19 protein-coding genes are annotated in these 23,489 nt (G+C 59.7%); 12 read left to right on the top strand and 7 right to left on the bottom strand.

Features of this window, described 5'->3' with window-relative positions; all coding sequences use genetic code 11:
• The first annotated feature begins 127 nt into the window (after positions 1–127).
• From KI787_08085 to KI787_08075, 3 genes are read left to right on the top strand one after another with little or no spacing between them, the layout of a single operon-like run.
• Positions 128–673, top strand: coding sequence for a cob(I)yrinic acid a,c-diamide adenosyltransferase (locus KI787_08085; protein MBV6629909.1), 546 nt, complete (start codon positions 128–130; stop codon positions 671–673).
• Positions 670–1,116: an HIT family protein gene (locus tag KI787_08080; GenBank protein ID MBV6629908.1), complete on the top strand. Its 447-nt coding sequence runs from the start codon at positions 670–672 to the stop codon at positions 1,114–1,116. Before KI787_08085 ends, KI787_08080 begins: the two co-directional genes overlap by 4 nt.
• Positions 1,106–1,729 carry a class I SAM-dependent methyltransferase gene (locus tag KI787_08075; protein MBV6629907.1) on the top strand — a complete coding sequence of 208 codons (624 nt, stop codon included), beginning with the start codon at positions 1,106–1,108 and terminating at the stop codon, positions 1,727–1,729. Before KI787_08080 ends, KI787_08075 begins: the two co-directional genes overlap by 11 nt.
• Here the strand turns inward: KI787_08075 and KI787_08070 are convergent.
• On the bottom strand, positions 1,701–3,707 hold the full coding sequence (locus tag KI787_08070) for a S8 family serine peptidase (GenBank protein ID MBV6629906.1): 2,007 nt from the start codon (positions 3,705–3,707) through the stop codon (positions 1,701–1,703). The two genes, KI787_08075 and KI787_08070, sit on opposite strands and share 29 nt — an antisense overlap.
• A 499-nt stretch (positions 3,708–4,206) precedes the next feature.
• On the opposite strand from KI787_08070, the gene KI787_08065 reads away from it, so the two are divergent.
• Positions 4,207–5,262: a hypothetical protein gene (locus KI787_08065; protein ID MBV6629905.1), complete on the top strand. Its 1,056-nt coding sequence runs from the start codon at positions 4,207–4,209 to the stop codon at positions 5,260–5,262.
• A 192-nt stretch (positions 5,263–5,454) separates the two neighbouring features.
• Here KI787_08065 and KI787_08060 read toward each other — a convergent pair whose 3' ends face one another.
• The 3 genes from KI787_08060 to KI787_08050 all read right to left on the bottom strand — a co-directional run bounded on the left by KI787_08060 (position 5,455) and on the right by KI787_08050 (position 8,627).
• Positions 5,455–6,624 (bottom strand): alanine--glyoxylate aminotransferase family protein, encoded by a 1,170-nt coding sequence (locus tag KI787_08060; protein MBV6629904.1) that lies wholly within the window; start codon positions 6,622–6,624, stop codon positions 5,455–5,457.
• Between the two features lie 120 nt (positions 6,625–6,744).
• Positions 6,745–7,740: an ABC transporter permease gene (locus KI787_08055; GenBank protein ID MBV6629903.1), complete on the bottom strand. Its 996-nt coding sequence runs from the start codon at positions 7,738–7,740 to the stop codon at positions 6,745–6,747.
• On the bottom strand, positions 7,737–8,627 hold the full coding sequence (locus KI787_08050) for an ABC transporter ATP-binding protein (protein ID MBV6629902.1): 891 nt from the start codon (positions 8,625–8,627) through the stop codon (positions 7,737–7,739). Before KI787_08050 ends, KI787_08055 begins: the two co-directional genes overlap by 4 nt.
• Before the next feature lie 30 nt (positions 8,628–8,657).
• On the opposite strand from KI787_08050, the gene KI787_08045 reads away from it, so the two are divergent.
• From KI787_08045 to KI787_08010, 8 genes are all read left to right on the top strand, one after another.
• Positions 8,658–9,554, top strand: coding sequence for an alpha/beta hydrolase (locus KI787_08045; protein ID MBV6629901.1), 897 nt, complete (start codon positions 8,658–8,660; stop codon positions 9,552–9,554).
• Between the two features lie 33 nt (positions 9,555–9,587).
• Entirely contained in the window at positions 9,588–10,226 is a 639-nt protein-coding gene (nth, locus tag KI787_08040; GenBank protein ID MBV6629900.1) for an endonuclease III, read from the top strand.
• 185 nt (positions 10,227–10,411) lie between these two features.
• On the top strand, positions 10,412–11,173 hold the full coding sequence (locus KI787_08035) for a 3-hydroxyacyl-CoA dehydrogenase (protein MBV6629899.1): 762 nt from the start codon (positions 10,412–10,414) through the stop codon (positions 11,171–11,173).
• Positions 11,174–11,176: 3 nt separating this feature from the next.
• A complete protein-coding gene (locus tag KI787_08030) occupies positions 11,177–12,376 on the top strand; it encodes an acetyl-CoA C-acyltransferase (GenBank protein ID MBV6629898.1) in 1,200 nt (399 codons plus the stop codon).
• 230 nt (positions 12,377–12,606) lie between these two features.
• Positions 12,607–13,518 carry a type II secretion system F family protein gene (locus tag KI787_08025; GenBank protein ID MBV6629897.1) on the top strand — a complete coding sequence of 304 codons (912 nt, stop codon included), beginning with the start codon at positions 12,607–12,609 and terminating at the stop codon, positions 13,516–13,518.
• Between the two features lie 360 nt (positions 13,519–13,878).
• Complete coding sequence (locus KI787_08020) at positions 13,879–14,169, top strand: hypothetical protein (protein ID MBV6629896.1); 291 nt, start codon at positions 13,879–13,881, stop codon at positions 14,167–14,169.
• A gap of 149 nt (positions 14,170–14,318) precedes the next feature.
• On the top strand, positions 14,319–17,399 hold the full coding sequence (locus KI787_08015) for a winged helix-turn-helix domain-containing protein (protein ID MBV6629895.1): 3,081 nt from the start codon (positions 14,319–14,321) through the stop codon (positions 17,397–17,399).
• Positions 17,400–17,490: 91 nt separating this feature from the next.
• Positions 17,491–18,102 (top strand): DUF938 domain-containing protein, encoded by a 612-nt coding sequence (locus KI787_08010; protein MBV6629894.1) that lies wholly within the window; start codon positions 17,491–17,493, stop codon positions 18,100–18,102.
• 490 nt (positions 18,103–18,592) lie between these two features.
• Here KI787_08010 and KI787_08005 read toward each other — a convergent pair whose 3' ends face one another.
• The 3 genes from KI787_08005 to glmU all read right to left on the bottom strand — a co-directional run bounded on the left by KI787_08005 (position 18,593) and on the right by glmU (position 23,489).
• Positions 18,593–19,957: a DUF1329 domain-containing protein gene (locus tag KI787_08005; GenBank protein MBV6629893.1), complete on the bottom strand. Its 1,365-nt coding sequence runs from the start codon at positions 19,955–19,957 to the stop codon at positions 18,593–18,595.
• Between the two features lie 30 nt (positions 19,958–19,987).
• Positions 19,988–21,931 (bottom strand): DUF1302 domain-containing protein, encoded by a 1,944-nt coding sequence (locus tag KI787_08000; GenBank protein ID MBV6629892.1) that lies wholly within the window; start codon positions 21,929–21,931, stop codon positions 19,988–19,990.
• Between the two features lie 193 nt (positions 21,932–22,124).
• Complete coding sequence (gene glmU / locus KI787_07995) at positions 22,125–23,489, bottom strand: bifunctional UDP-N-acetylglucosamine diphosphorylase/glucosamine-1-phosphate N-acetyltransferase GlmU (protein MBV6629891.1); 1,365 nt, start codon at positions 23,487–23,489, stop codon at positions 22,125–22,127.

Here is a 23,489-nt window from a genome sequence, read left to right as displayed (position 1 = left end):
TGAAACCGTCAGCTACCGTTGCGCCTAAGCAACGCGGTCGCAGGTTCGGCCAATCGCCCCCAAAGCAGTGATCAGCCTAGGCCACTATGCTGGTGCACCTACAACGAATCAGCCACAGGCGAGGCACATGGGACACCGATTGAGCAAGATCACCACCCGGACAGGTGATGCCGGCCAAACTGGCTTGGCGACGGGTGAGCGCATCCACAAAACCCATCCCCGCGTGGTGGCCATGGGTGAGATTGATGAACTCAATGCCGTCATCGGTGTGTGGCGCGGACATGTCATCGACCCCCGGATACAGAGCCTACTCGAGGTCGTGAGCCAAGACCTATTCAACCTGGGCGGTGAGCTCGCCATGCCCGGTGAGGAGTTACTGCCTCTGACCGCCCTTGAAAAACTGGATGCTGCCATCGCGGAGTGGAACGCCACCCTGCCACCGTTGAAGGAGTTCATCCTGCCGGGCGGACCCCCGCCCGTGGCCTGGGCGCATATGGCGCGCACGGTGTGCCGGCGCGCCGAGCGCAGCCTGTGGCAGCTCGATCACACCGAGGTCCTACGCAGCACTCCGGCGCAGTATCTCAACCGCCTATCTGATCTCTGCTTCGTCCTCGGCAGAGTGTTGGCTGCCGCGAGTGGCGCAACTGAAACACCCTGGGAGCACCCAGCATGAACGATGACTTTTCCCTGCATCCCCAGCTTGAAGCCGACAGCCTGCCGGTATTGGATCTGCCCTTACTGCACCTTCGGCTCATGAACGACAGCCAATACCCCTGGCTCATTGGCATTCCGCGCCGTCCACAGCTGCGTGAAATCGATGAACTAGAACCCGCTGATCAAGCGCTCTTCTTGCAGGAAACGCTGGCCGTGATGCGGGTCATTAGGCAGCTCTTCAACCCGCACAAAATCAATGTCGCGGCGCTGGGCAACCAAGTCCCCCAACTGCACCTGCATTACATTGCCCGTTATTCCGATGACCCCGCCTGGCCCAAGCCAGTGTGGGGCCTGCATCCGGCGCAAAGCTACATCCGGGCAAAGGCGGAGCAGCGCATTCAAGATATTCGCCTAGCCTTTGACGACCTCGGCTTACTCCAGGGTGTAAAAGATGATGCGTGAGTGGTACGAAGCTCATTTATTGCCGCCGTTACTCGATTGTGCCTGTTCGCTGGCCGCTGTCACGCGGGAGCGCGCGGCCTTGTTGCCGGCAGCCTATGGAAGCGTGCTGGAAATTGGCATTGGTAGCGGGCTGAACCTGCCACATTACCAGGCCGATAAGATCGAGCGCCTCTGCGGCTTAGACCCGCATGCTGGTCTCACCCGCAAAGCTGCGGCGCGCGCCCAGGAAGCCGGATTGGAGGTGGAAATACTGCAGCTCGGGGCCGAGCGCATTCCCGCGCCGGACCATAGCTTCGACACCGTTGTGTGCACCTTTACGCTGTGTACCATTCCCGACCCTGCTCCTGCCCTGGCCGAAATGCGGCGGGTGCTCAAACCTCAGGGCCAACTGCTGTTTTGTGAGCATGGTTTAGCGCCGGACACCGGCGTCGCCCGCTGGCAGAGCCGGATCAATCGAGTGTGGTCGCCACTGGCTGGTGGCTGCCGGCTGGACCGTGATGGGCCGGCATGGCTGACGAAGTCCGGCTTTCACATCACCGAACTCCGTCAGCGCTATCTACCAGGCCCGAAGCCCTGGACTTACATTAGCCGCGGCGTTGCACGACCAGCCTGAACCACTGCGGTTGACGCAGGGCTACGAGCATCAAGCCCAGCAGCATCAGCAGCAGCGGATCGACAGAACCACCACCGCTGGTGGCCGTACCCAAGTCCCGCGCAGGAGCTGCAGCCGCAGCCTGCGGCGTTTGCGACTTGAGCTGCACCGCAGACGCACTCACAAAGCCGCCGTAGAGGAAGGCGGGCTGGGTGAGTTGCAGGTCGCCAACCAGTTCCAGCGTCCACTCACCAGGGGTGGCCGGCGTCTCGAAATCGGCTTGCAGGGTCGCCACCGGCGAGGAGCCCAACAGTTCTGAGCTGGCCACAACGGTTCCAGCCGGATCAATCAGATTCGCCGTCCAGCCAAAGAGCAGATTGATGCCAAGCAAGCCCAGATCACCTGGGAAGGCCACGCTGGCGCGGATGGCATCCAGTGGCTCGTCCACAGCAAAAGGCAGTGAATAGCTGTCCAATCCCTGTACGGACACCGGCAGCGGGGTGATGCGCCAGTGATCGGAGGCCACCACAGCAAAGGGGCGCTGATCCAGCAATTGCTGGGTACGCGCCGCATGTTCACGCTGCAGCGCCTCGACGCTGTAGCCGGGGTTTTGCACATAGGCCACAGCGGCGGCGGCGTCGATGTAGCCGTAACCGATTTGCCACACCTCAGACTCGTCGGCCATGGGCCCGGAGGTGAGTTCCAGCACCATCCGCACTTCATCCGGGGTGAGCTCTGGGCGCACCTGGAACATCAAGGCGGCTACGCCTGCTACATGCGGAGCCGACATAGAAGTGCCCGACAAAGAGGCCGAACCATCCGGCATGGTGCCGGTTGTGACCGTCACGCCGGTCGGCGTCCCGGGCGCCACAATGTTTGAACCTGGGCCGGTCACATCCGGCCAGGTAGCGCCGAAACCATTGCCTTCATAACGTACATGACCATCGGCACTCAGTGGCTCACCGCGACTGTTGTCATACATCAGGCCGGCCGAGCTAAAACCCGAACGCTCTTTGCCGGTGGTCGCCGAGGCCACGTTGATAACCCAAGGCGCCATGGAATTGGGGTTGGTGCTCATCTCGGTGCTGCTATTGCCCGCCGAGAACACCACCACCATGCCCGCGTCATGCAAGGCCTTGCTGGCCACGTTGATGGGCGACTCCGGGTCAAAGGTGGAGAAGGAGCTCCCCCAGGAGTTATTCACCACCTTGATGTTGTACTCCTCGTGGGTGGCGAGGATGTCATCAAAGCTGGCCACCGCCGTGAAGATGAACAGGATTTCGCCGGTGGAGTAACCAACGAGGTCCGCCGCGGGCGCCACACCAATCAGGTTGGGGTCACCCGCACCATCCGCTCCGGCAATACCAGCGACGTGGGTGCCGTGGCCCACGGTATCGGTGTTGTTGTAGGGCAGGTCATCAAAGGGCACCACCAGTGAAGGCTGCGCCGGCAGAGGGCCAATCAGCGACTCGATGCCGGTCACGCTCAGGTACTCCGGGCCGTAAACCCGCACATTGCGCACCACATTGTTAATAAGGTCTGCATGCGAGCCGTCGATACCGGAGTCCACGATGGCGATGCCCACGCCAGCTCCATCAATGCCTTCCATCTGCACGCGATCAGCACCGATGGAGGCATTGGACTCCACCGAGTGATAGTTCAAGGGCTGATTGGGATACACATCCCGCGCCACACCGGTGCGCACGGCCTCTACAAAGGCCGTCAAAGGCGCACGGGCCAAGGCCATAGGCAGATGGCGCATGGGCTGAACGGTGATGCCCAGCGATTCCAAGGCCTGCACGCGGCTCTGATCCGGAATGGTATCGAGCATCACCACGCCCAGGACGGAGTCCAGGGCCTGATCCGCTGCGGCCACGGTGGTGCGCAGCGCTTGCAGCCCGCGCGGCTCCACCGCATGGGCGTGTATAGAAACCAAGCTCAGCGCCAATACGGCGCCACTCATGACGGCGCGTAGCCGTCGACTCAGGGGAGTCATCATTCGCATTCTCCATTGCAAAACGAGTCGGTCCAGGCGGACGGATCGGTGCTCGGGTTCCCACCCCGAGATTAGCAATAAGCGTGCGAGTTTGAAAACGTCCTCAATCAGTAGGCGACCTTAAGCAGAACGCTTGCAGTCATAGTTGCGGGCATCATGAATTTAGCGCGGCAAGAAAAAACACAACAAAAACCGCATGGTGAATAAAGTTGCCAATCATCTCAATAAATTTCTGATCTCTGTGCATAAACGCCAGGAAATAGGCATGCGGAGCTAAGTTTTAAGGCGTGATTTTTGAGGAAGGTGCGCCCCACGTGATGCCAAACTTGACACCAGATCAGGCTTATAAAAATGATTACAAGCGTCCTGCCAAACACAGGACAGACTGGAGAACCTGGGTCGGTAGCGACCCACACAATCAATCAAAGGTTGCCAATGCAGTGACTGATGGCCTTATGTGCCGACGTTGCGCAGGCACACCTAGGGGTGGAGAACGACAAATATGACCGCAGCAATGTTTGCACGGCCGTGCAGCCGACTTCCGTTGGCAATACAGCTAATAACAATGATCAAGAACCCGATGGCTGTGGTGCATTATGCTCTCTGGTTTACTTCTGTGATGGTCGTGGTCGTAACCACCTCGTCTTGCTCAGATGAGATCAATCAGCCAATGACCCGCTCTGGACCTACAATTTTGGACGCGTCAGAGCGTTCCAGCATGCGCGAGTATCATTGGGCCAGTTATGAAGAAATGGACTTCATTGGGCTGCGCATTAGTTATGAAGCGAGCGAGCCTGAGTACTGTGAACTGAATATTGCAAATAACATGCGAACACAAGGTGCGGAGCCGATCTTCTACTACGAAGTTACCTTCGGAAACGGCTCACATTTTTATGGTGCCTGGTCATACAGCTCTCAGGCTGCCTTTGGCAGTAACTTAATTAGCCAGGACTCATTCTTAGTTCAGGATAACGAGTGGTACAACACGATCACTGTGAGTTCCGAGAAGGCGATTGGTGTAACGACTGTGAACTTCTTCAGCAATGGATCTGTGCCGACGCCTGAAAACAGCTCTACTGGCTTTGGAACCGCACTTTCCATTGAGTGCGAATCGGAGCTCACTATTCGCTCGGCATCGCTTGGGAGCGAGGGGAGAGTCCTTTCACACAGTCAAACCGAAGGAACTTACGCCCGTGTCGCCCCTGCCGGGAATACGGTTGCCAGTGCTACGATTGACGGACAGTACAGCCTGCTACTCAATAGCCCTATCTCCGGCATTTACTTTGCGAATATGAATGCCAATCTCTCCGAGTTCCGCATTGACCACCCCCAAGGCGTTCTTACTGGTGAGACTGGCCTAGCCGAGCTGGGCACCTCCGACACAATCAATGTAGAGCAAGGCGCTGGCAGATATACGCTGACGCTGGATCGTATCGGCGGCCCCTTGGAAAATATGTATTTCGTGGGGTATGGCATGAATCCCATGGATTTGGCGGTGGGACAATTGGCATCTACGGCTATCAGCCCTTCTGCCCCCCCGGAGTCATTACCGCATTAAAAAGGCGCTACCACTGGCAGCGCCTTTTTTCGACAATCAGAGCAAGTTGAGAACGCAGCTAAAGCCATCCGCGAGCACAGTTAGGTGGGCTGCCGCCGGAACGCAGGAGCCGCAGCATATCGGGTCTATGTGAGGACTCCGAGTACCGCCGGCAGCCTGGATCACAAGCGCAGCGATTAAATCAGTGCTTCCTCAGGCCGCTTGAATACCGGCGGCTTCCAAGGCTGCCGCGGCGTCTACCGTTTGCCCAAAGTGTTTTAAGCCATCGGCAATGGCGCGTAGGCAACGCGCAATAGCCACGTCATTCGAGCCGTAGCCCATCAGGCCAATACGCCAGCACTCGCCAGCGAACTTGCCCAATCCAGCCCCAATTTCCAGGGCATGGGATTCCAGCAGATATTTGCGGAAGTCGGCGTCATTAATACCTGCCGGGATGCGTAGCAGGGTTAAGGGCGGTAGACGTTCACCCTTGGGAACGACGAGTTCAATACCCAGAGCTTCCAAGCCGGCCCAGAGTTTTTCGGCATTCGCCGCATGGCGGGCCCAGCTCGCCTCTAAACCTTCCTCTTGGAGCATGCTTAAAGCTTGATGCAAGCCGTACACAGCGTTCACAGGCGCAGTGTGGTGATAGGCGCGCTTGCCACCGCCGGCCCAGTAACCACCGAGCAGACTGAAATCCATAAACCAGCTTTGCGGCGGCGTCTTGCGGGCAGCAATAGCCTCCAGAGCCCGTGGTCCCACCGTGATGGGGGCTAGCCCCGGCGGTGCCGACAAGCACTTTTGGGTGCCGGCATACACCATGTCCAGGCCCCATTCGTCCACTTTGATGGGCACGCCGGCAATGGCCGTCACACAGTCCACCAGCGTGAGGGCACCGGCATCACGGGCAATTTTGGCCAAAGACTCAGAGTCGGACAGCACGCCCGTGGACGTTTCCGCCTGCACCCAGCACACCAACTTGGCAGGTGCCTTCGCTAAAGCTTCCGCCACGACTTGGGGCTCCACGGCACGTCCCCAGTCGAAATGGAGTTCAGTCACTTCTGCGCGGCAGCGCCGGGCCATTTCCGCCAAGCGCGTGCCGAACACGCCATTCACGCAAACCAGCACATGGTCGCCCTCTTCCAGCACATTGGCCAAGCAGGCTTCCATGGCCCCGGTCGCCGGGGCTGAGATAGGCACCGTAAAGGGATTATTGGTGAGAAAAACCTCACGCAGCTGCTGCTGCACCGTGTTCATCAGGTCGATGAAGACCGGATCCAGGTGCCCCAAGGTGGGCTCAGCCGAGGCTGCCAAAACCTGGGGTGCAACAGGGGCTGGGCCGGGGCCCATCAGGTGGCGTTCGGGAGCTTGGAATTGGGTCATCGCACTGCGCTTGGGCTTCAAGGGGGCCCATATTGTACGCGCCCCACCAACCAGCAGCTCAATCGGCGATCGCCCCCGACCACGTTGGGCTTACAGCGGGCTATGCAGGGCCTTCACTCATCATTGCTGGCGCCAGCGAAAGCTGGCCGCCGCCAGCATGATGCACACCACGGTCAAGCCCCCAAGGGCAGCTAATTGAAGGGACAGCTCGGCCAAGCCTGCACCATCAAACATGATGGCGCGAGCCGCCTGCAATAAATGGGTCAGTGGCAGCAGCAACGAGGCCTGCTGCACCCACTGCGGCGCCCCATCCAAGCTGAACCACACTCCCGACAGCACCATCATGGGCCAGGCCACAAAGTTCAGCAGCCCCCCGGCCAGCTCTTCACTAGTGAGGCGAGACGCCACCAATAGCCCAATAGACACCATGGACGCGCAGCCCAGTAGGGTAACCAAAAACAGGTCCAAATAGGCCCCCTGCACAGGGAAATCGAACACGGCATGCACACCCGCGAACACGGCCACGGTGATGACCATGATGAGGACCAGACGTGATAAGACCTGCGCAATGATGAAATCTAGCGCCGAAACTGGCGTGGCCGACAAACGCTTGAGATAGCCATTCTTGCGGTAACGCACAATGACGTAACCCACACCAAAGAGGCAGGAAAACATGATGTTCATGCCGAGAATGCCCGGTAGTAACCAGTCGACGTAGCGTAGGCCTGCTCCTTCTTCGACTTCAGCCGTCCAGTTGGGCAGCGTTTGCAGCATGCGATGAATCACCGCGCCTTTGGGTGAGCTGGGGTTATAAAAATAGCGTTGCTCGGCCGGGATCAGCAGCGCATCCAGCTGGTGCCGACCAACCTTAGCCAGAGAGGACTGCCGGTCCTCAACGGCGACGTACTGCGTAAACTCTAGGCGGGTTTGCTCCTGGGCCACTGGCAGCTCTCCCAGTACCGCCACCTTCAGCAAGGGCCGCACGCCGTTCCCGAACACTGCCGAAAGTCCCAGTACCAGCAGCACCGGCAGCAGGATGTTCCAGCCCAAGGTAGAGCGGTCGCGCATGAACTCTAAGTTGCGCGCCCACATCAATGCACCAATTCGCTTGATCATCCGCGCAGCTCCTCGCCGGTGAGCTCAATGAAAAGGTCTTCCAAAGTGCGGCTGCGCAGCTCCAAGCCATGCAGCGGCGTGCCCGCGAATGCCAGGGCCTTCACCGCCGAATCCACATCCGGAGTAATGATTTCTACCCCTTGTGGGGTTTCCACGTAATCCAAGGGCAAGTCCAGCGGTAATGCTGAGGCCGGAACCGGCAAAGCAATCACCGTCTCGTCGAAATGGCTGGCGAGCAAAGCTTGTGGCGAGCCCTGGGTGATGATGCGGCCATGATCAATGATGGCGACCTCGTCACACAGCCGGTAAGCCTCTTCCATGTAATGCGTGGATAGCAGAATGGTCTTGCCGCGCGCTTTGATGCCCTCAAGCAGTTCCCAGACCTTACGCCGGGCTTGTGGGTCCAAGCCCGTTGTAGGCTCATCCAGAAACACCAGGTCTGGGTCATTCACCAAAGCCAGGGCCAGTAACAGGCGTTGGCGCTGGCCTCCGGATAGTTTGCGAGAGTCGCGGTTGAGAATGTCCTTGAGGTCACAAAGAACCACCAGATCTTCCAGCGGCAAGGGCTTGGCATACAGACTGCGGAATAAATTGAGCTGGTCCTTAACCGTCAAATAATCCTGTAGCGCCGTAGCCTGGAAGGCGATACCCACGTTCTGCACAAACTGGGCGCCGCGCGGCGCGTTCTTGTACAGCACTTCACCGGCATCGGGCTCCAGCACCTTTTCTAGAATTTCGATGGTGGTTGTCTTCCCAGCGCCATTCGGGCCCAGCAAGCCAAAACACACGCCGGGCATCAGGTCGAGGTCTACGCCACGTACCGCCTCGACTTCGGCATAGCTTTTGCGTAAGCCGCGTGCCTGCAATAGAGGGGTTTGCGCTACCATCGCGCCCTCAACTGGATAAGAGTCTTCGCCTTGACGAGTTTGCGCAGTCATTTATTAGCGTGGTCCATACGGCATTTGTTGCGGCCGGGCCTGGATGGCGCACGTCCGGTAGAAGCCATTCGTCGGCATGTTGCGAACTTTACGCGCATTGCCCGGCTCCCCGCAGGCTTAAGGAGTGAAGACCTCAGAATTGGTGGCCGCCCGGCCCTGCACCAATACGGGCGTCAGGCACGCAAAGATCGCGCAATATTATATTTTCACGGCGGCGCCTACGTATTTGGCAGCCCGCATACCCACCGCTCACTGACGGGCCAACTTGCGCAAAGCGCTGGCTGCCGAGTCATCTCGGTGGACTACAGGCTGGCACCGGAAAACCCAGCCCCCGCAGCGCTTGAGGATGCCCGCGAAGCCTACGCCGAACTCTGTGCCGAAATTGCACCTGAACAAATTGTTATCGCAGGTGATTCTGCTGGGGGTGGCCTCGCCCTGGCGCTGGCTCAGCAACTCCAGCAGGAACAACACACCCCACCGGCAGGCGTACTGTTGTTATGCCCCTGGGGCGATCTGCGTTTGCAAAACGACTCGCTGACCCGCAATCGCGACAACGAACCCATGCTCAGCAAAGATGGTTTAGCCATGTTCGCAGAGTATTACGCGGCCGGAGCCGATCTGAGCCTGCCCCATCTATCGCCGGCTTTGGGCAACTTCCAGGGCCTTCCTCCGATATATGTGCAAGCCGCTGGGCACGATTTGCTTTTGGATGACGCCCGAGAAATTGCCAAGGCGGCACGCGCCGCGAATGTCAGCACCAAACTCGACGTGTATGCCGACCTTTTCCACGACTTCATGGCCGTACCGGAATGGGTGCCAGAAGGCCGCCGCGCTCTGGTCATTGCAGGCGCCTGGGTCAAGTCTGTTTGCGCCTAAACCATGCCTGCAAAGACTAGCCTTCCGCGCCCCATGCCGCGCAAGGACATCGCCGAATTCTTCCGGCGGTTGCAAGCTGAGGACCCACACCCTGAGACAGAGCTGCAGTACAACAGCCCTTTTGAGCTCTTAGTCGCAGTGACGCTGTCGGCCCAGGCCACAGATATTGGCGTTAACAAAGCCACCGCCAAACTCTTCCCAGTGGCCAACACGCCGAGGGCCATCCTGGATTTAGGCGTGGATGGCCTCAAGAGTTACATCAAGACCATTGGGCTGTTTAACTCCAAGGCCGACAACATCATCGCGATGTGTGCCATTTTGCTGCGCGAGCATGATGGCCAGGTCCCGCGTGATCGGGCTGCCCTAGAAGCCCTGCCTGGCGTTGGCCGCAAAACCGCCAATGTGGTGCTGAATGTGGCCTTTGGCGAGCCCACCATGGCCGTGGACACCCATATTTTCCGGGTCTCTAACCGCACCCGAATTGCACCAGGAAAAACCACGCTAGCCGTCGAGCAAGGCTTACTGGCCCGCATCCCGGAAGAGTACCTGCAGCATGCTCACCACTGGTTAATCCTGCACGGCCGCTACGTCTGCAAGGCCCGCAAACCATTGTGCTCCGACTGCATCGTGGCCGATCTGTGCCGCATGCCGCAGCGCGAACGAGGCCTCTAAGCCAAGAGTGGGCGCATGGCGCTAGCCGTCGCCATCAAGACGTCGAACCGCGCTGAATCTTCGCGGGCCATCCTGTAGCGGCCTGTAATCACGACATATCCTATTCCTGCTAAGCCTTTCTGCCCTTGTAGATGGCGGGCTCAGGCTACAATCGGGTCGATTTTTTTCAGGAGACAGGCCAAGTTATGGACTTAAATCACAGCGTTGTCATTGTTACCGGCGGCGCCTCGGGTTTGGGCGAAGCCACAGCGCGTCAACTCGCCGCTTCCGGCGCCAAGGTCATCATTGCCGACCTCAATAGCGACCAAGGCGAAGCTATTGCCAGCGAGTTGGGCGGGGCATTTATTCGTTGTAATGTCGCCGCCAGTGAGGATGCCCAGGCTGCAGTGAACCTTGCTCTGGAGCGCTTTGGCAAGTTAACCGGACTGGTGAACTGCGCCGGCATTGGTGCACCTCAACGCACGGTAGGCCGCGACGGCCCCATGCCGCTGGACAACTTTAGCCGCATTATTGAAGTGAACCTCATCGGCAGCTTCAACATGATCCGCGTGGCTGCTGCAGCCATGATAGACGGCGAGGCCAATGCCGAAGGGGAGCGCGGGGTCATCATCAACACGGCCTCGGTCGCCGCCTTCGATGGCCAGATTGGCCAAGCAGCTTACTCAGCCTCCAAAGGCGGCGTCGTGGGCATGACCCTGCCTATTGCTCGCGAATTCGCCAAATTTGGCATTCGGGTCATGACCATTGCTCCGGGCTTGTTCCACACCCCCATGATGGCCAGCCTGCCCGAGGAAGCTCAAGCCTCTTTGGGTGCTCAGGTCCCCTTCCCCTCGCGGCTTGGTCGTCCGGCCGAGTACGCTCAATTGGCCGAACAAATTTTTGCTAACCCCATGCTCAACGGCGAAACCATCCGGCTTGATGGCGCTATACGCATGGCTCCGAAATAAAGGATGAACACCACCATGAGCGATTCCATTGTCATTGTTGGCGCAGCGCGCACTCCCATGGGTGGGATGCTGGGCGACCTAAGCAATGTCCCCGCTGCGGAACTAGGCTCCACCGCCATCCGCGCTGCGATCGAACGCGCCGGGCTGGCCGCAGACTCCGTCAGCGAAGTGATCATGGGCAACTGCCTGATGGCCGGCCAAGGACAGGCTCCGGCTCGCCAGGCAGCATTAGGTGCTGGCCTGCCCACATCAGCCGGTGCCACCACCATCTCAAAAATGTGCGGGTCTGGCCTCAAGGCTGTGATGCTGGCGCATGACCTCATTCGCGCAGGAAGTAGCGAGGTGATGGTTGCAGGCGGTATGGAGAATATGAGCGCTGCACCCTACCTACTGCCCAAAGGGCGTCAGGGGATGCGCCTGGGCCACGGGCAGGTCATGGATCATATGTTCTTGGACGGCCTGGAGGATGCTTATGACCGCGGCAAACTCATGGGCTGCTTCGCCGACGCCACGGCCAGCGCACATGACTTCACCCGCGAGCAACAAGATGCCTTTGCTATTGAGTCACTGCGGCGTGCTCAAGAAGCCACTGAGCAGGGCCAGTTCAGCGACGAGATTGCACCGGTCACGCTGCGTTCGCGTAAGGGCGAAACCCAAGTGACAGTGGACGAGCAACCGGGTAAAGCTCGTCCGGATAAGATCCCCCAACTCAAACCCGCTTTCGGCAAGGACGGCACCGTAACCGCAGCCAATGCCAGCTCGATCTCGGATGGAGCAGCGGCGCTGGTGGTCATGCGCGAAACCGATGCACGCAACCAAGGCCTGAAGCCACTGGCACGCATAGTCGGTCATGCCAGCCATGCCCAAGAGCCACAATGGTTTACCACCGCACCAGTCGGTGCGACCCGAAAGCTTTTGGAGCGCGTAGGTTGGACTGCGGCAGAGGTTGACCTGTGGGAGATCAATGAGGCCTTTGCCGTGGTCACGCTGGCAGCCATGAAAGAGCTGGAGCTGGACCATTCCAAAGTCAATGTGCACGGCGGTGCCTGCGCTTTAGGCCATCCCATCGGGGCCTCGGGGGCGCGTATTTTGGTGAGCCTGCTCTACGCCATGCAGCAGCGCGACCTGCAAAAAGGTATTGCTACGCTGTGTATTGGTGGCGGCGAAGCCGTTGCCATGGCTGTGGAACGGCTGGACAGCTAAGAAAACACGGAATCAATCGCTGCATTTGCAATCTGCCCCGCCGGCGGCGCTCGGAAGCCTCACATATGGTTTATGTGCTGCGTTTTCTGCGCTCCGGCGGCGGGCTACCTAGCTTGGCTCGCGGATGTCTTCAGCGCTTTCCAAGGGCAAAAGCTACATTCATTGGTTGCACTACGGCTCAGCCCGCAGCGCAGCCATTGCTGGTTGCTTAACTGCGATGTGATGCAGCGATGAGCCAGCCCCCGAGGGATTCTCCAGCCGCTCTCGCGGCCCTCTTCCAAGGTTTGCTCGCCGCCCAACAGGCTGGCCTGCCGCTAGGCGCAGTGCTACCAAAAGCATGCGCAAGAGCGGACCGTGATTGGATTCGACAAGCAGAGCTGCAGGGGCTTTGGGCGCGTCGCTTCAGCCAGCAGTTGCGACTGGCTCAGGACCACGGCCAGTTGGAAGCTCTGCTCCGCAGTCTGGCCACAAGCCTGCGGGACCGCGCTCAGATCCTATACCGCTGGCGTAGTGGCCTCAGCCTTCCGCTGGCGGCCATGCTTCTCGCAACCCTGCTTGCCCCCTTGCCGGCCCTCTTTGGCGGCCCGGCGAACTGGACGGCTTACTGTCAACACGCCTTCAGCCTTTGGGTGAGCCTGTTGGTGGGCATTCGTCTTACGCGTTGGGTGTGGCTGGCTCCTGCAGCTAGTCGCTGGCGGGCTCGATTAGCCGCGCTATGCCCCTCGCGGCGCTGCACGGGTCTGGGATGGCAGCATCGGCTGCGATTAGAGGCCATGCAGCAATTCACCTTGGCCTATAGTGCTGGCCTCCCGATCAGTGAAGCCGCCGCCAGCGCTGCCAAACTCTGCCCGCAGCCCAAGCTGGCCGAACAATGGCGAAGGCTGTCTACGGGCCTTGCGGCAGGAGCCAACCTGGGCGACATGCTTCCGGCGCTGAGCTTGGTCGATGCCACGCAACAACAATGGATCCTCACGGCCGAAGCCGCCGGTCGCCTAGACCAGGCCCTCTGGCAATCTGTAGCGCACAGCCAGGCCCAGATTCTTGACCAAGCCCTAGCCTGGGCGACTTGGTGCTCGCGCGGCCTACTACTACTGGGCCCCGCCGCGACCTATGTGAGCCTGCAATTCGCTCTGAACTCCTAAGGAAAGGCTGAATAAATCGCTGTGCTGGCAAACCGAAGCAACGGCGGTTGTGCGGCGACCTATCCAAAGGCCCAGCGGCGAGCAGCAACGACACGCCGTCCCGTGCGCTCGCGCCGCGACGGCTAGCAGGTAGATCAGGGGCCGTCGGCATTCCCCCTCAACGCTCTATCACCTCGCCACAAAGTGACGTTTTTCTCATTTATTCAGCGAATTATCTGGCTTCAGAAAAATTTCAGAAATCTTTAGGGAATCTCTCAAGCGATTCCGCCCCCCTACCGGCAATCTAGAGTCCAGCTCATCGGCGAGCCTCACCCGCTGCGATGGGTACGCCACCCGCAATGTCGAAAAAGGACTTTCAACATGAACCACCCCCTCAAAATGATAGCCGCTTCCCTAACTCTGCTGAGCTGCGCGAATACTGCTCTGGCCCAGGATAACCGCGACAACCTCGTGACCGAGGTCCCTCTGGGCCTGGCAATTGCGCTCCAGGGTGACGCCGCCTTGGTCGAGATTCGCCAGAGTTTGACCCAGGATATTCCCAAGTCCATGGGTCAAATGCTGGACAGAGCGCTCCCACAGGGGCTCGCAACCGGAGCCAGCCCAACTCACACTGCTGTGGTGGCGTTCAGCAGCGCTGGTGCTGCGCAATAGTAGGGCTTGGCCACCACCGCATACGAAAAGACCCGGTCGCCATGGTCAACTCTGTGACCGACAAAGACTCCGACTTTTCTCTTGGATGGAAGGCCTCGGCTACACTCGGAAGTCTCGCCAATGACTCCGCGCTTGGCCAAGGACCCGAGATGCAAGCATCAGATCGCCCGTCGACCGAGGACAGCCCACCACTGCGATGGCGTTTCGCCAACGCCGAACTCGATGAACGCAACCATGAACTGGTTGTGGATGGCGCGGCGGTTGCCTTGGAGGCCAAGCCGCTGGCTGTGTTGCTCTGCTTGCTGCGCGCAGAAGGGGAGCTAGTTACCAAGGAAGAAATTTTTGACACCGTCTGGGCCGGACGCGTGGTGACCGACGGTGTGCTCTCGCAGGCGATCCGCAGAATCCGTGAAGTGTTGGCGGATCATGGCAAGACCATGCTGCGTACGGTGCACGGCTATGGCTATAGATTAGATGTACCCATCGAGATTGAAGGCCGGGACGATCCGGGCACACGTCTGGAGCTCGAAGCCGGCCAGTGTTTGCCCAATCTGCCGGATTGGTTACTAGAAGAGCGCTTGCAAACTCGACCAGCCAATGAGCTGTGGCGGGTGCGGCATGCAGCCACAGACGAGCGCCGGGTGGTCAAGCTGGCTCTGGATGAACGCGCCCAGCGAGCTCTCAAGCGCGAGGTCACTCTGAATAAGGTGCTGCGCAACGAACTGGGCCACGAATTCCCGGTGGTGCCATTACTGGAGTGGAATTTTGACAGCAGCCCGGCCTGGGTTCAGATGCCCTGGTATGCCAAGGGCAGCCTGGCCGACTGGCTGAACGCCCATGGCGGCCCCGCGCAATTGCCCTTGCAGCGGCGTCTGATGATCGTAGCTGAAGCGGCCGATGCGCTAGCGCGCGCACATGCCTTGGGCGTGATGCACAAGGACATTAAGCCCGGGAATTTACTGGTCGAAGATGGTACGGACGAACTCCGGCTGCTGCTCTGCGATTTTGGCAGTGGCACGGTGAAGAGCCGCGACCGCTTGGATCAGGTGGGCGTGACCGTAATGGGGTTTACCCAGACCGTACTGGCTGACCCATCAACCAGCGGCACACCGGCCTACATGGCGCCGGAAGTCCTGAAAGGGGGCGTGTTCTCGGAGCAGTCCGATATTTATGCCCTGGGTATCCTCTTGTACCAGCTTGTGATCGGCAATTTGAATGAGCCGCTAGCCGCAGGCTGGGAAGAGGATGTTGAGGATGTAGGCCTGCGCGCGATCATTGCTGAGGCCTGTGCAGGCAAGCCGTCCAGACGGATTTCCAGCATGGAAGCCTTGGCCCAACGGCTGCGCGCCTGGAAGCCCGGCGAAGCGCTCGGGTCGCCAAAGTCTGCTGTTGAACAGCCCTCCACTGTGCGGACGCCCTCGCGCACTCCGGCTCTGGCCCTGGCGATGCTCCTGCTGGCTCTGGGCGGCATAACCTGGATGATCTGGGGAGGCGAGCAGTCCAGTCCGCCGAACCACCTCGGGAGTTCTCCTGCCGGAGACCTGACATCTGCGAATCAGCGGGTCGCTATTTTGTCTTTCGAGCTGCTCGGGCTGGACGCCCAAACCCAAACGGTCATGGGCGGGCTTCAAGATGCCTTGATGGCGGACTTGGCCAACCTGGACGGCATTCGCTTGGTCCATGGACAAAATCTGGATGCTCTGGGCTTGGTCGGCGCACCGTCGCCGCAAATCGGCGAGGCCCTGAACGCCGATCAACTCGTTCGTGGCTCCATTCAGCAGCTGGGTGAGCAAGTCCGGGTCAACCTGCAAATTGTGGATGCCGCTCGTGGAGAGGCCACATGGGGCCAGGCCATTGAAGGAACGCGCAGCGACCTCTTTGCCGTGCAAGCGCAGATTGCCCAGGCCCTCGCCAGCGGACTGGGCACGCAGCTCGCCACACCCACCGATGCCGCAGCCAACAATGCGGCCTATGAGGCCTACTTGGCGGCTTTAGCACTTTGGAAGCAGGGTTTAGGGTTAGCCGAAGACGACAGGCTGGCCCAGGCCCTCGACCGGGCGCTGAGCCTGGACCCTCGATTCATCGACGCCCATCTGTTGGCCTTGCTCAAGGCCGCACGCGACTACTGGTTCTCCTTCGCCACCCGCGCGGAGTCTGAAGACATCATCGCCAAGCATCTGAGCGTGCTCGAAGCCCAAGATACGCCGCCACTGAAGCTGGCAACGGCGCGGGCGGTTCGGCGGTACTACCTGGACCACGACCCACGCCGAGGGGTCGAAATACTGGCCCCGTTTCGCCGTCAACTGGTGCGCAATACCGAATCGGCCATGTTTTATGCCTACATGCTGCGACGGATCGGCCGCGTAGATGAGGCCTTCGAGATCCTCGATGAAATCATTGACCAGGACCCCTCCGCCATGGTGGCACTGGAAACCAAGGCGGAAATTTTGGCCTTTCAAGGACGTGGGGCTGAGGCCGTCCAGACGCTGCAGGTGGTGGCTGAACGCTTCGGTCAGAACAGTGACGCGGCGGTCAAGATCGCCAGCTTTGCTTATCAACTTAGCGGGCATCTTCCCTTTCTTCGGGCTGGACGCTCCGCGGTTGCGGAAAATGCTCACTACAAGAACATGGTGGTCTACGTCGACATTGAGTTAGCCCGGCGGGAAGGGGACTGGGAGCAAGTACGGCGTTTGGTCGATGAGGCCAAGGATCAAAGCAAGCCCTCCTCCGGCCATGGGCGTGAGCCCCCAGAGTTGCGTGCCGCGCTGGCGCTGCATGCGGCCCGGGCGCCGCAAGCCGAGATTCAGGAATTAGCCGAAGCCGCCCTGCAAAAGATCACGCGCTGGCGCGCCGAGTCCGATAGCCAAACGCGCCGCAGTACCATGGCCAAGGCTTTGGCTCTGCTGGGCCGTACGGGAGAGGCAACGACTCTGGTGTCGGATATCCTCGCAACGCAGCCTCTTGAACGTGACTACATCGAGGGTGCCGAACGGCTGCTGGAAGCCAGCACCGTGCACGCCTTGCTGGGGCAGGAGGATCTGGCGCTGCAACGCCTGCAAACCTTGGCGACGTCTGAGTTCAAGAGCCTGAGCCTATGTGGAGTCCCCTTCGCTTTGGAACGCCAAGCCATTTGGGACGTAGAAGCCGCTCAGGACTATATTCAACAAGAGTGCGCCCAGAGCTGGGAGCGCAATCGACGTGGGATTCAAGCCGTGTTGGCCGAGGCGTGAGGCCCGCTTCGCCTCCTGCCAGATGGGGTGCACCAGCAATACCCAGCAGGACAACCAACCCCTGCCTCACAGGCTTTATTTATAGATGCCCATGAACCCGCCCTTTTCTCCGGCCTGCGAGCGCAACAAATCGGTCATCCATACCGAGCTGCTGCGCATCTGCGGCGCCGGTCAGCAGCACTTTCTGGAACTGGGTTCAGGCACCGGACAGCATGCACTGTACTTCGCAACCCAGCAGCCTGAATGGTTGTGGCAGGCCGCCGATCGGCCATCGGCCCTATCCGGCATCGCGGCCTGGCTGGCGCAGAATCCCGGTCGTAACACTCCACCAGCATTACCCTGGGATGTAGACCATGCCGAGCATTGGACCGCCCTGCCCGCGGATGTGGACTGGGTGTACACCGCCAACACCTTTCACATCATGTCCTGGGAGCAGGTCCAGGCCACCTTTGCGGGCTTGAAGACCCATTTGCAGTTGAACCGAGGGCTGCTGGTCTATGGCCCCTTCGTGCGTGAGGATGCCCCCACCAGCCCCTCCAATCTCGCCTTTGATGCACAGCTCAAAGCACAAGACCCGGCCATGGGATTGCGTAAGCTGAGCCAAGTGTCGGAACTGGCCCAAGACGCCGGACTGGACCTGGCCGAAGTGATACCCATGCCGGCTAATAATCTTTTGCTGCATTTCCAAAGCGCAGGGGCATAGAAAAGATGCTTCGCTATGCAGCAGGATCTTGGACTGGGTTCGCCCGAGATGGCTGTTTGAGTCTGCATCCGCGTCCTCGACAGACAGTGGAGTTAGCGTTAAACCCGGCATCGACGGAGGGGCCAGCGTTTCTCGGCTCGTGGGTTAGAGGCATGTTGGCCCGTTAGGGCCGCATTCCGGCGCGCCTCCGGTGCCTGGAGTGACTGTGGTCAATCGGCCACGGACGGCCGATTGAGGCTTGCCGCGACACGACGTCGCGTCAAGCCGGCCACACCAAGCGCAAGGCGCCGGAGGGGACCGCGAAGCGGCGCGGAGGACAGCGGTCCTAATGGGCCAACATGCCTTCAACCTCCGTTACCGGCCTGAGAAACACCCGTCCTGGCCGCCCACAGCTTCCACTCCCCTCGATAGAGGTGGGAGAAACGCAATACCCGCACAAATAATCAAAAAAAAGCCGGCCCGCAGGCCGGCTTGTCTTCGCAGGGAGCGATTAACGACGCCCGCGCATTCTTAGCGCGTCCGGACGAAAGTCCGATGGCTCGCGCTCAATCGGCTTGTAGACGATGTTTTCCTCGTTACGCAGCGACAGCGCCACGTAGCGTCCGGCGTTGAGGTCATGGTGCACCTCCAGCCCCGGCGCCAGGAAGGGCACGTCGTAGTACAAATAGCTATGTTGCTCGGACACCCGCCAGAGGCTGTCGCGGTTGTCGTATTTGTCGGTGACATGCACCACGAAGCTGTCTTCATCCAGGAAAAAGTCACGGGTCTTGTAGATGTGGCTGGTGCCCTTCTTCAAGGTGGCCCGCACATGCCAGACCCGATGCAGTTCATAACGAGCATGCTCGGAATTCACATGTCCAGGCGTGAGCACATCCGACAACTTCAGATCGGGGCCATTGATCTTGTAGCCGTTGTAGGGGATGTACATCTCCTTTTTACCAACGAGCTCCCAGTTGTAGCGGTCGGTGGCACCATTGAACATGAAAAAATCATCGTTGGTGCGCAGCCCATCTGAAGCCGTCCCGGGGTTGTCATAAGCCACGTTTGGAGCCAGGCGCACCCGGCGGGCACCGGGGTTGTAGACCCAGGCCTTACGTTGCTGAGCCACCTGATCCGCATAGTCGTAAACCAGCAAGATCGAGCCGGCCAGACGAGCGGGCCCGGTGACCGCCTGCAAGAAATAGAACAGCAGGTTGTCCTGACGCTCTTCCGGGCGCTTGCCCTGGTGCCCATAGACGAAGTCGTATTCGTAATCGAAGGTGACGAGGTTGTAATCCCCATTAGCCGTCACCGGGGCCTGGGCCCAGCTGGTGGCATAGGTATCGCCCTTGTACACCGTCAGGTGATTCCAGATCGCTTCGACGCCATCTTGTGGAATCGGGAAGGGATAGCCGCCAGAGGTGCCGCGAAAGCCATTCCCGCCGTCCACCAGCTCTACCTTGGTGGCGTTGGCGCGTGTCTCGTCATAAATCCCCTGCGGATAACGCGCACTACGCCGGGTGCGATACACCTTCATTTTGCGCGTGTCCGGATAACGCTCGAAGAGGGCGATCTGCCCCGGACTGAGCTTGTCGGCGTACTGCTTATAGTTGCTGGCATCGATGACAAACAGAGGCTCGTCATCCGCGAAGGGGTTGGGGTAATGCCCACCGGGCTTAAAGCCGGCTGGAATTTTGTCATAGCCGCCGGTCCAGGCTGGAATACTCCCCTCGGCATTGGCGGCGCGCTCAGCGCCAACGGGGGTGAGATCTTTGCCGAGACGTGCAGCCTCTTCGGCGGGGACGGCGGCCAGGGCCGGCAGGCTAGTGGCAGCGAGCATCAACGCCAGCCGCCGCAAGTGATCAGATATCAACATAGGGTTGTCCTTGTTTGTTCGGGGCATGGATCAAAAGGCGTAGCTGACGGAGAGCGAGACAAAGTCGCGGTCGCCAAAGGGGTTGGCCGAGGTTGCGAAGCTCTGTGCCTGATCCGGAGAGCCCGGTGCAAAGGTGGTCTCGTTGAGTTGAGTACCCGGTGCTACGGGGTCGGTGCCACGGAAAGTACGGCCACCAAAGTAGGCGGTGTAAGAGAGGTCGGCCTGCCAGCGCTGTAGGTAGTCAAAGCGCACACCCAGACCGGCCACCATGGTGTCTTCGTTGAAGTTTTGGCTCACGCCATTCACGTCGTGGAAGAAGATGGCCCGGGGGGACACATTGATGGAGCCGAAGACATTGTTGTAGTCCAGGCGGCTGACTAAGCGATAACCCCAAGATGAGTTTGTTGCGAAGCCGCCACCGACTTGTTCCTGACAGGAGCCATTGGACACCGCGGCCAGCAAGGCGGCGCCACCGGGCTGCGCACAGGATGGCAGGGCGGCGCCGGGGCCATTAAAGGGCACGTCGCTGAGGTCTTGATGGGTATAGCCTACTTCGCCCAGCACCACCCATTGCACGGCCCCAAAGCTGGGCCCAAAAATCTGGGTAAAGGTGACCTGGGCCTGTGTCGTGGCGACGCGATCAAAGCCGGTGATGGTCTCGCCCGGGGCGGCGCCGGCGGGCCGCAAACGCGAACCAGCGGGAACCAGGGCGGCGAGCACCACCTCTGCTCCGCTGATTTGTACCGGATTGTTGGGGCGATAGCTGACCTCACCCTGGACCGCAATGCCCAGCGGGCCATTGGTGTTGAAGCTCAGGCCGTATAGGGAAATATCCTCGGGATACTCCACGAAGTAGCTGGCCCTACAACCCTCAGCAGCCGGGTCCTGCGAGCACAGCGGTGCACTCAGATTCCCTGGCGTTGTCGCATCGCCCCGGATCGCGGACGCGAAGGGAATGCGACTGTGGTAGTTCAGGTAGTACAGGCCGAACTCGGTGGAATTGAGTGCCGTCGAGAAATACCGCAGCACAAAACCACCTTCGTGACCAGCGTCTTCGGGCATACGGTTGCCTTCCCGCGGCGCCCACACCTGCTGGGCACCGTCATCAGTCGGGTCTGGAGTGAGCACGGCAAAGGGTCGGGAGTTATCGTCCTGGCGACGCCCAAAACTCACCACCACTTTGTCGCCATCGTCAGAGGCAAAGTCATTGGTGGAAAAGTAGTTGCCACGGGGATCGATTTCGATCTCCTGAAACTCGGTGATCCACATGGCTTCGATACTCAGCGAGCTGGTCAGCGCCGTACTGGCCCAAAGCATGCTGATGGGGCGAAGAGCATTCCGGAGCTCGGCTCCGGGCAGGCGAAAACGCGCCACATCAATGGGGTTGACCACGTTGAGGCCGTTTTGAATAAAGGTGCCCTCCCCCCAGTTCACCACCTGACGCCCGGCCCGCACCAGCATGGGCCGGCCGAGGACATCTAGATCGGCCCAGGCAAAAAGGTCCAGCAGCTCACCTTCCATTTCGGTGCGCTCTTGGCCGCGATCCCCAAGCTCGTCTTCGCCCCGGGCTCGCGCTCGGCCCAAACCATCATTGGCGGCTAGGCGATCGTTCAGATTCCCGGCCTGATCCGCTTGGTAGTTATAAAAGCCGGAAATCCGGGAAAAGGCGCCCCAGCGGCGCCCGGATACAAAATCTAGGTCTACCGTACCCTGGGCCACGCCAGCGATTAAGTCTCCCTTTTCGAAACCGTAGTTGCCATCATCGCCGTTGACCGAACGCGCGGTACCGCCATTGGCGATGCCGATGAGGGCTTCGTCCATGTCTTCCATGCGAATCGAAGCGCCGACGCTCAGTACCGTATCGACTTGTAGTGAGGCCTCGCCCCACTCATACGTCGCCGCGAAGGCTGGCACGGCTAGCGCGCTGCTCCCCAGCAACAGACTCGCCGTCCCCCAATAGGACCAGTTCTTCATTATGTTGTCTCCTCTGATAACGATTAGCGTAGTCAGCTTGCTAACTACGCTCCGTGTAGCTGATGCCTAGCTCGACGCGGCTGTTACACCACGCCGGAACGCGAGCATCACGAACTACTACGGCATTCGCTCATAGGTGGAGGCAGACAATCTGTACGACTTCCTAAAGAGCTTTGTCAGTTTTTCCCTACGTTTACTTCAGTTTTTTCTGGGGGCGGGCCCAGTCGGCAATGCTGCGCTGCTTCGTTCTAGCGACCGTGAGTGCATTTTCTGGTGCATCCTTGGTGATGGTGCTTCCAGCCGCAATGGTCGCCCCGGTACCTATAGACACGGGTGCAACGAGGGCAGAGTTCGACCCGATGAAGGCATCATTGCCGATATGGGTCTGATGCTTATTCACCCCGTCATAGTTACAGGTGATCGTGCCTGCCCCAACATTGACGCCAGAGCCAAGCTGCGCATCTCCAACATAACTCAGGTGGTTAATTTTGCTGCCTTTACCCACCTCAGCCTTCTTTGTCTCTACAAAGTTACCCACGCGAACTTGCTCGGCAAGCTTGGTGCCCGGCCGCAGTCGAGCATAAGGACCGATAACGCAGTGAGCACCGAGTTGGGCGCCCTCAATATGGCTGAAGGCCTTGACCTCAACGCCCTTCTCTAATGTGCAGTTGCGCAGCACACAATGCGGACCGATTCGCACACCGGCTCCCAGTTGCACCTCACCTTCGATAACGCAGTTCACATCGATGAAACAGTCTTCTCCCGCCTTGAGGGACCCCCTTAGGTCCAGTCTGTGCGGGTCCGCCAGGGTGACGCCTTGACGCATCAGGGTCTCAGCACAGCGACGCTGCCAACGGCGCTCAAGATCGGCCAATTGAACACGATCATTGACGCCCTGCACCTGCATATGGTCGGCGGTTTGAACCGCCTCCACCATCTGCTCATCCGCGCGGGCCAAGGCCACACAGTCGGTCAGGTAATACTCGCCTTGGGCGTTGTTGCAGGAAAGCTGACCCAACCAATTGCGCAGCCGCTTCGCCGGGGCAGCCATAAACCCGGTGTTGACCTCCTGCACACTTAATTGCGCTGGGTCGGCATCTTTATGCTCAACAATGGCTTGGACCGTTCCATCAGCGGAGCGAATAATTCTTCCATAACCGCTGGGGTCTTCCATGTGCACGGTCAAGATGCTCAATCCATCGGCAGCCGCTCGCAGCAGCTCCTTCGCAGTGTCGGGCTGTAGCCCTGGCACATCGCCGTACAACACCAACACATGGGCCTCATCTGGTATCGCGGGCATGGCCTGCTGTACGGCATGACCGGTCCCAAGCTGCTGATCTTGCAGCACCCAGTTGAGGTCATACCCGGCAAACTCGGAACGCACCATGTCGCCGCCATGGCCATACACCACATGGGTTTGCGCCGGTGTTAAGGACTGTGCGGTGTGCAAGACATGCCCCAACAAAGGACGCCCAGCTAGGCAGTGCAGCACCTTAGGTTGTGCCGACTTCATGCGAGTCCCCGCACCGGCAGCAAGAATCACAATATGCAGATTCAT

This window comes from Oceanococcus sp. HetDA_MAG_MS8 (genome assembly GCA_019192445.1).
Classification (GTDB): Bacteria; Pseudomonadota; Gammaproteobacteria; order Nevskiales; family Oceanococcaceae; genus MS8.
This window is presented reverse-complemented; position numbering and strand designations above follow the sequence as displayed.

What these genes read in the sequence shown, in the direction of transcription:
- KI787_08085 (MBV6629909.1), top strand. Translation starts at nt 128, where the DNA reads ATGGGACACCGATTGAGCAAGATCACCACCCGGACAGGTGATGCCGGC.
- KI787_08080 (MBV6629908.1), top strand. Translation starts at nt 670, where the DNA reads ATGAACGATGACTTTTCCCTGCATCCCCAGCTTGAAGCCGACAGCCTG.
- KI787_08075 (MBV6629907.1), top strand. Translation starts at nt 1,106, where the DNA reads ATGATGCGTGAGTGGTACGAAGCTCATTTATTGCCGCCGTTACTCGAT.
- KI787_08070 (MBV6629906.1), bottom strand. Translation starts at nt 3,707, where the DNA reads ATGATGACTCCCCTGAGTCGACGGCTACGCGCCGTCATGAGTGGCGCC.
- KI787_08065 (MBV6629905.1), top strand. Translation starts at nt 4,207, where the DNA reads ATGACCGCAGCAATGTTTGCACGGCCGTGCAGCCGACTTCCGTTGGCA.
- KI787_08060 (MBV6629904.1), bottom strand. Translation starts at nt 6,624, where the DNA reads ATGACCCAATTCCAAGCTCCCGAACGCCACCTGATGGGCCCCGGCCCA.
- KI787_08055 (MBV6629903.1), bottom strand. Translation starts at nt 7,740, where the DNA reads ATGATCAAGCGAATTGGTGCATTGATGTGGGCGCGCAACTTAGAGTTC.
- KI787_08050 (MBV6629902.1), bottom strand. Translation starts at nt 8,627, where the DNA reads ATGGTAGCGCAAACCCCTCTATTGCAGGCACGCGGCTTACGCAAAAGC.
- nth (MBV6629900.1), top strand. Translation starts at nt 9,588, where the DNA reads ATGCCGCGCAAGGACATCGCCGAATTCTTCCGGCGGTTGCAAGCTGAG.
- KI787_08035 (MBV6629899.1), top strand. Translation starts at nt 10,412, where the DNA reads ATGGACTTAAATCACAGCGTTGTCATTGTTACCGGCGGCGCCTCGGGT.
- KI787_08030 (MBV6629898.1), top strand. Translation starts at nt 11,177, where the DNA reads ATGAACACCACCATGAGCGATTCCATTGTCATTGTTGGCGCAGCGCGC.
- KI787_08025 (MBV6629897.1), top strand. Translation starts at nt 12,607, where the DNA reads ATGAGCCAGCCCCCGAGGGATTCTCCAGCCGCTCTCGCGGCCCTCTTC.
- KI787_08020 (MBV6629896.1), top strand. Translation starts at nt 13,879, where the DNA reads ATGAACCACCCCCTCAAAATGATAGCCGCTTCCCTAACTCTGCTGAGC.
- KI787_08015 (MBV6629895.1), top strand. Translation starts at nt 14,319, where the DNA reads ATGCAAGCATCAGATCGCCCGTCGACCGAGGACAGCCCACCACTGCGA.
- KI787_08010 (MBV6629894.1), top strand. Translation starts at nt 17,491, where the DNA reads ATGAACCCGCCCTTTTCTCCGGCCTGCGAGCGCAACAAATCGGTCATC.
- KI787_08005 (MBV6629893.1), bottom strand. Translation starts at nt 19,957, where the DNA reads ATGTTGATATCTGATCACTTGCGGCGGCTGGCGTTGATGCTCGCTGCC.
- KI787_08000 (MBV6629892.1), bottom strand. Translation starts at nt 21,931, where the DNA reads ATGAAGAACTGGTCCTATTGGGGGACGGCGAGTCTGTTGCTGGGGAGC.
- glmU (MBV6629891.1), bottom strand. Translation starts at nt 23,489, where the DNA reads ATGAATCTGCATATTGTGATTCTTGCTGCCGGTGCGGGGACTCGCATG.